Raw genomic sequence first — 270 nt, forward strand, 5'->3', positions numbered from 1 at the left:
ATTTAAAACGCCCTCAGTTACTCTAACAATATGACAATGAAGTCCTAAAATCCTTTTTGTATCTAAAACCTCTGCCTTACCATAAGGAGATATGATAACACCTGTATCGCCTACCTGACCACCAGCTTCTGCATAAAAAGGTGTTTCTTTAAGAAAAATCTCCCCCTCTTGCCCTTCCTCTAAGAAATTTACAGTTACTCCATCTTTTATTATCGCCTCTACAGTGGTCTCAACTTCATTGTTTGTGTAACCTAAAAACTCTGTCTTAGT

At 37.4% G+C, this 270-nt stretch carries 1 protein-coding gene; it reads right to left on the reverse strand.

The genetic code is table 11. From position 1 onward, the window contains the following. A partial coding sequence (locus tag NZ841_08565; GenBank protein MCS7202811.1) for an alanine--tRNA ligase-related protein occupies nucleotides 1–270 on the reverse strand: 270 nt, incomplete at both ends.

Source organism: Dictyoglomus sp., assembly GCA_025060475.1.
GTDB lineage: Bacteria > Dictyoglomota > Dictyoglomia > Dictyoglomales > Dictyoglomaceae > NZ13-RE01.